We start from the raw sequence: 6,172 nt of genomic DNA, 5'->3' as shown, positions 1-6,172 counted from the left end.
ATGCCCAGACAACTAAACTTTGACCGCGACGGCAATCGCCAGCGGCGAAGACACCAGGAATATTGGTGGTGTATTTCTGATGTTCAGCTTTGATGTTGCTGCGAGGATCTTTATCTAGTCCCAGTGCATCGACAAGGGGCTGTTCGGGGCCGAGGAAACCCATTGCTAGTAGTACTAACTGAGCGGGATTGACTTTCTCGGTACCCGCAACATGTTTGAGGGCAAATTGTCCCTGTTCGTTGCGCTCCCACTGGACTTGGACGGTGTGAACAGCGGTGACATTGCCGCTTTCGTCGCCCTCGAATTTAGTTGCAGTGGTGAGATAGGCGCGAGGATCGGCTCCAAATTTAGCAGCGGCTTCTTCTTGCCCATAGTCCATTTTATAAACCTTCGGCCATTCGGGCCAAGGATTGTCTGCAGCGCGTTTGAGTGGCGGTGTCGGCATGATTTCCAGTTGCTCGACGCTGTTGCAGCCGTGGCGGATGGAGGTACCGACGCAATCTGTCCCCGTGTCGCCACCGCCGATAATGATGACATCTTTTCTGGCGGCGGAGATGAACTTACTATTCTCTTTACCGTCTAAAACGGCTTGGGTATTAGCGGTGAGAAAATCCATTGCGAAGTGGATGCCTTTGAATTCGCGACCTGCGATCGGTAAATCGCGGGGTCTGGTGGCTCCAGTACAAAGAACGACAGCATCGTAGTCTTTCAATAAGTCGGCAGTAGATAGGTCTTTGCCAACTTCAACGTTACAGGTGAAAGTGATACCTTCCGCTTCGAGGAGTTTAATCCGGCGGAGGACAATTTGCTCTTTTTCCAGTTTCATGTTGGGGATGCCATACATCAGCAATCCGCCTGGTCTGTCAGCGCGTTCTAATACCGTCACCCAGTGTCCAGCTTGATTGAGTTGGGCGGCGGCACAGAGTCCAGCGGGGCCAGAACCGACGATCGCGATGCGCTTGCCCGTGCGTTTTGCGGGGGGTTGGGGGACGATCCAGCCCTCTTCCCAGCCTTTATCGACGATCGAGTGTTCGATGCTTTTAATCGTCACTGGCGGGTTGTGGATGCCCAGTACGCAGGAGCCTTCGCAGGGTGCTGGGCACACTCTACCTGTGAATTCGGGGAAGTTATTGGTTTTGTGGAGTCTATCGAGGGCTTCGCGCCAGAGTCCTCTATATACGAGGTCATTCCATTCGGGAATCAGGTTATTAATCGGGCAACCGCTAGCCATGCCAGAAATCAGGTTCCCTGTGTGGCAAAATGGAGTACCGCAGTCCATGCATCTGGCTCCCTGGTTACGGAGCTTGTCGTCGGGCATGGGGAGGTGGAATTCGTCCCAGTTGTGGATGCGTTCGCTGGGTGCTATTTCACCTTCGACTTCGCGGAGGTATTCAATAAATCCGGTTGGCTTTCCCATGAGGTTTGAATATAAATAATTGGTTATATATCTAGAAACCCAACTTGCTGGGATGTTCTGTTACTCACAATTTTAAGCCGATCGAGTTAATAGGGTTGGCGAAGGGTACCGAGATGTAATAATTCTTGTGGAGACACTGGTACGCACTGAGATTTACTTGAGTGTTGCGATCTCGTGAGAGGACAAGAGAGAGCGCATTAGCAGTCACATCCCATTGAACGGAAAAAATGCTGTTCCCATTAAGCGTAAATCTTTTACCAGCATAGCCAAATGCATCGTCGCTATTTGACTGATTTATTAAAATAAGTTGTGTTTATATCGCAGGGGATCGCAAAGGAGTTAAGCTCTAAAGTAATGGCTAAAATTAGTCAGCCGTAAATTAATTATTTAGAAGATTTTATCGGTACAGCTTGAAGATATTTGCTGGGTTAACAGCCCAAGTTGATACGTTCAGTATACACTCACACAGGGGTGGTGATTGGCATGAATACAAATACTAAAAATCGCATTTCTAATATCGCGATCGTGGGGCCATATTTATCGGGTAAAACCACATTATTAGAAAGTTTACTCGCAGTGACGGGAGCGATTTCGCGGAAAGGGAGTGTGAAAGAGGGAAATACGATCGGGGATAGTGCGGCGGAGGCTCGATCGAGGGATATGAGCGTAGAGATTAGCACTGGCAGTACGATAGTTGAAGATATTCAGTTGACATTTATTGACTGTCCTGGCTCGATCGAGTTCAGTCAAGATACCTACAATTCACTGATCGGTGTAGATGCAGCCATAATTGTTTGCGAACCGACGATCGATCGAGTGTTAACACTTTCGCCGTTATTTAAGTTTCTCGACAGTTGGGAAATTCCCCATCTAGTTTTTGTCAATAAAATGGACAGATCGAATGTCAATTTTATCGATCTCCTTCACGCCATCCAACAAGTATCGAGCCGTCCGTTGGTCGCGCACCAATACCCGATTGTTGAGGATGAACAACTACTCGGTTTCATCGATCTAGTCACCGAGCGAGCCTATCATTATCATCCTGGTAGTGCGCCCGATCTCGTGCCCTTCCCGATCGAATTACGTGCCGCAGAACAGTTGGCACGGGCGGAAATGCTAGAAGAACTCGCTAACTTTGACGATCGTTTACTAGAGAAATTAATTGCTGAAATTAATCCCGACACGGAAGAAATCGTCCGCGATTTGCGGATGGAATTGGGTGCAGATTTAATTGTTCCCGTCTTCCTCGGTGTCGCCGAACTCGACTACGGCGTGCGTCCCCTTCTCGCTGCACTATTGCGGGAAGCTCCCGAAGCAGAAATTACCGCTAAACATCGCGGGATTGAGGCTCACAATGGCAATGGAGCGATTGCCCAAGTCCTCAAGACAATTTATAGTCAACAAGGCGGTAAGCTCTCCCTGGTGCGGATTTGGCAGGGTAATTTGACTGATGGATCGATTGTCAATGGGGTGAGGATTGGTGGGATGTATCGGTTGTTGGGCAGTCAGCAACAATCCTTGCAATCGGCCAGTGCGGGGGAAATCGTGGCGTTAGGACGACTCGAAGGACTGAAAACAGGCGCGACAGTTGGAACTGGGGAGGTAACGGAGTTACCCCAAGCCCAGATACTAGAACCAGTATACGCGCTGGCGATCGTGCCGACCAACCGCAATGATGAGGTGAAACTTAGCGGTGCGCTGACTAAATTAGTCGAAGAAGATCCCTCCCTCCATTGGGAACAACATGGCGATACTCATGAAGTAATTTTGTGGGGACAGGGCGAAATTCACCTGCAAGTGGCGATCGATCGGTTGCGGCGCAAGTATCATCTTCCGATGCAGACGCATCTCCCCCAAGTTGCCTACAAAGAAACCATCCGCAAACCCGTGACGGCAATTCACGGACGCTATAAACATCAATCTGGGGGACACGGACAATTTGGGGATGTTTATCTGAATATTGAGCCACGTCAACGGGGTACTGGTTTCGATTTCCACGAAACGATCGTTGGCGGCGTAGTTCCCCGACAGTATATTCCTGGGGTGGAAACTGGCGTGCGCGAATTTCTCGATCGTGGGCCGTTAGGTTTCCCGATCGTCGATGTAGCGGTAACATTGACTAATGGCTCCTATCATAGTGTCGATAGTTCCGAGCAAGCCTTTAAAAATGCGGCGCGGTTAGCGATGGCGGAAGGAATGCTCAAATGCGAACCAACCCTATTAGAACCGATTTTAGCGATCGAGGTTTCGGCCCCCAGTGAGTTTACATCCAAAGCCTTACAACTATTGAGCGGACGACGCGCCCAGATTTTGGGTTATGATGCCAAATCCGACTGGAGCGGCTGGGATGTAGTTACGGCTTATTTACCGCAAGCGGAGATGCACGGTTTTATCGTCGAATTGCGATCGTTGACGATGGGGGTAGGTTTCTTTACCTGGAATTATGACAGGTTGCAAGAGGTACCCGAAAAGTTAGCCGAACGGGTTTTAGCGCAGAGTAAGTAACGATCTTTCCGATCGTGCACCAGCAGAAATTATTCATGAATTGCTCTTGCTGGTGGAATGCAAAGATCTACCCACCCCACTCTTCAGCCAACCCTCCAAGACACAAGTTGGCTGGACTTTGTTTCTAGATCTAAATCCCTTCAGTTTTTTGTAGCAATAAGTCGGCGATCGCATTAGAAATAGGCAACCCCGCATAAATTTCTAACCAGAAGAATTCGCCGACGGGATTCACTTCTAAAAAGACATAACGACCTTCTGGGGTAACAATTATATCGATTCCACCATAATTTAAACCAAAATAGTCCATAAACTGTAATAACTTTGCCTCTACATCAGCAGGTAAAGTATAGGGATACCAAGCATCAATGAGGGCGATTCCTTCCTTGCGCCAATCAAGTTTCGCAGTGTCTAATTTTTGGGAATCTACAGCAGCACAAAACACTTGTTTGCCCACGATCGTGACTCGCAATTCTAACTCTTTGGGGAGTAACTCCTGAAAGGTCATCGGGCAAAACTTTAAGCCATCTAAATTTTCCAAATCGGCGGTGGATAGGCGATTGGTAAAGACGACTTGCTCTTGTCCGAGATCGTCATAAATGGCAAAAGAAGCCATCATCTTGGCGATCGTTCCAGTTGCACAGGTGAGGGCAAATTCCCTGACGGCGGCGGGTTGATTGGTAATTAGAGTGCATGGGGTATCCAACCCAATTTCTCTGGCTACACGTAGTTGTAGCTGTTTGTTTTCTACCCGCCGGATGACAGGAATAGCATCGAGATGAAAGGCGCGGAGGCTGGTAATTAAGCCGAAGATGGTTGCTCGCGATTCTTGGATCGAAGCATGGCGAAATTGCTCGTCCATTTCCGCCGGAATTTTACCGCCGACATTCAACCGCCGATACCAGACACCCCTGACTTGGGATAGATCGAATTGTGCTCCGTCTTGGGTCAGTAACAGTTTTTCGGTGTTTCCACTATAGAGTAAGTCTAACTGCACCTCCGTCGGAAATCGATCGGTGTCAAAGCGAATCACCATCTCCCCCCGACGTTCGATTGCTTGACTCACCATGTCGATGCTTTCATTGTCCTGGGTGTGAGTAATAAGTAGGACACTCATAGGTTAATTTTCCCAAGTTATTAACAGTCTAGTGACGACGGCGAGGATGTCCGAAACCGCCAGAATTGTCTTCGGCATCGGAGGGATATTTCTTAGTGGTCATCATACCACCGCCAGAATTATCTTCAGCATCAGAAGGATATTTATTCGTGGTGATAATACCACCGCCAGAATTGTCTTCGGAATCAGAAGGATATTTTTGGGTGGTCATCATACCACCACCAGAATTATCTTCAGCATCAGAAGGATATTTTTTGGTGGTTATAATACCACCAGTGTTGCCTGGATGCTTTGGTTTTATGAGAATACCACCGCCTGTTAGAGCAACTTTACGATCTGTTGCTTCTGGTTTTTGACCTTCCAAAAACCTTGCAAAAAAAGGTAAATCATTCCCTTTTAGCTCGCTGGTTTGGATTTTGCTAGTAGGTTGGAGGTCGGAATTTTCACTGATTTTCACTGCATCTGCTAATGCTGGATTAGCGGCGACTGAAGCTAGTCCTAGTAATGCTAAAGTGCTCAGTGAAAATTTAATTGAGGATTCTTTCACGATCGATACCCCTGTAAATATGGATTGATAACTATCTATATTAGCTACACTGTCGATCGATCGTTTTCCACGAAGGTCTCACATATTTTTGTTTGTATACTTCAAGTACGAGCTATGGGCTAAAATTTTCATTTGGTTCATCATTCCCAGTCTTCGCTTTCAACTTTCAACTAAATTTAATATCCCAAAAGTCGCGCACTTTGATAGAAGATAAAACTTACAACCCAAGCCAACGCCAACGACCAAACTACACCCATCGTGGCAAACTTGGCACTCTTTGATTCTGCTTTAATTACGGCTACCGTCGAGAGACAGGGAACGTATAAGAGCGTAAATAACATAAAACTATAAGCCTGCACCCAGTCTATATCTTTAGCGATCGCCCCAGCCAGTCCAGCGTCTTGTTTAGTGGCATAAATTACCGCTAGTCCACCGAGGACAATTTCCTTGGCGATGAAGCCAAAAATTAAGGAGACCGATAACTTAGGATTGATGCCCAATGGCCCTAAAATGGGCTGCAGCGCGCTCCCGATCGATCCAGAAATCGTGCCAGCACTAGCAGGTTCGACATTCGTGGGGAGATTATTGC

Annotated in this window: 5 protein-coding genes; 1 reads left to right on the top strand and 4 read right to left on the bottom strand. The window is 47.7% G+C overall.

Annotation, left to right across the window (positions count from 1 at the left end; all coding sequences use genetic code 11):
- On the bottom strand, positions 1–1,417 hold a 1,417-nt coding region (gene gltD / locus RMO55_RS10965), incomplete at its 3' end, for a glutamate synthase small subunit (protein WP_310426497.1).
- A 483-nt stretch (positions 1,418–1,900) separates the two neighbouring features.
- Between gltD and RMO55_RS10960 the strand changes: the two genes are divergently transcribed.
- Positions 1,901–3,922, top strand: coding sequence for an elongation factor G (locus tag RMO55_RS10960; RefSeq protein WP_310426495.1), 2,022 nt, complete (start codon positions 1,901–1,903; stop codon positions 3,920–3,922).
- Between the two features lie 130 nt (positions 3,923–4,052).
- Here the strand turns inward: RMO55_RS10960 and RMO55_RS10955 are convergent, their stop codons facing one another.
- The 3 genes from RMO55_RS10955 to RMO55_RS10945 form a co-directional block, all read right to left on the bottom strand.
- Entirely contained in the window at positions 4,053–5,036 is a 984-nt protein-coding gene (locus tag RMO55_RS10955) for an MvdD family ATP-grasp ribosomal peptide maturase (protein ID WP_310426493.1), read from the bottom strand.
- 28 nt (positions 5,037–5,064) lie between these two features.
- Positions 5,065–5,583: a microviridin/marinostatin family tricyclic proteinase inhibitor gene (locus RMO55_RS10950; RefSeq protein WP_310426492.1), complete on the bottom strand. Its 519-nt coding sequence runs from the start codon at positions 5,581–5,583 to the stop codon at positions 5,065–5,067.
- A gap of 176 nt (positions 5,584–5,759) precedes the next feature.
- Positions 5,760–6,172 (bottom strand): nucleoside recognition domain-containing protein (locus tag RMO55_RS10945; protein ID WP_310426489.1); only part of this gene is annotated, 413 nt, incomplete at its 5' end.

It is taken from the genome of Chamaesiphon sp. VAR_48_metabat_135_sub (assembly GCF_031418915.1).
Lineage (GTDB): Bacteria > Cyanobacteriota > Cyanobacteriia > Cyanobacteriales > Chamaesiphonaceae > Chamaesiphon.
The sequence above is the reverse complement of the archived record's forward strand: the minus strand, read 5'-3'. Positions and strand labels throughout refer to the sequence as shown.

Coding starts and splice junctions, on each gene's coding strand:
- RMO55_RS10960 (WP_310426495.1), top strand. CDS start 1,901: ATGAATACAAATACTAAAAATCGCATTTCTAATATCGCGATCGTGGGG.
- RMO55_RS10955 (WP_310426493.1), bottom strand. CDS start 5,036: ATGAGTGTCCTACTTATTACTCACACCCAGGACAATGAAAGCATCGAC.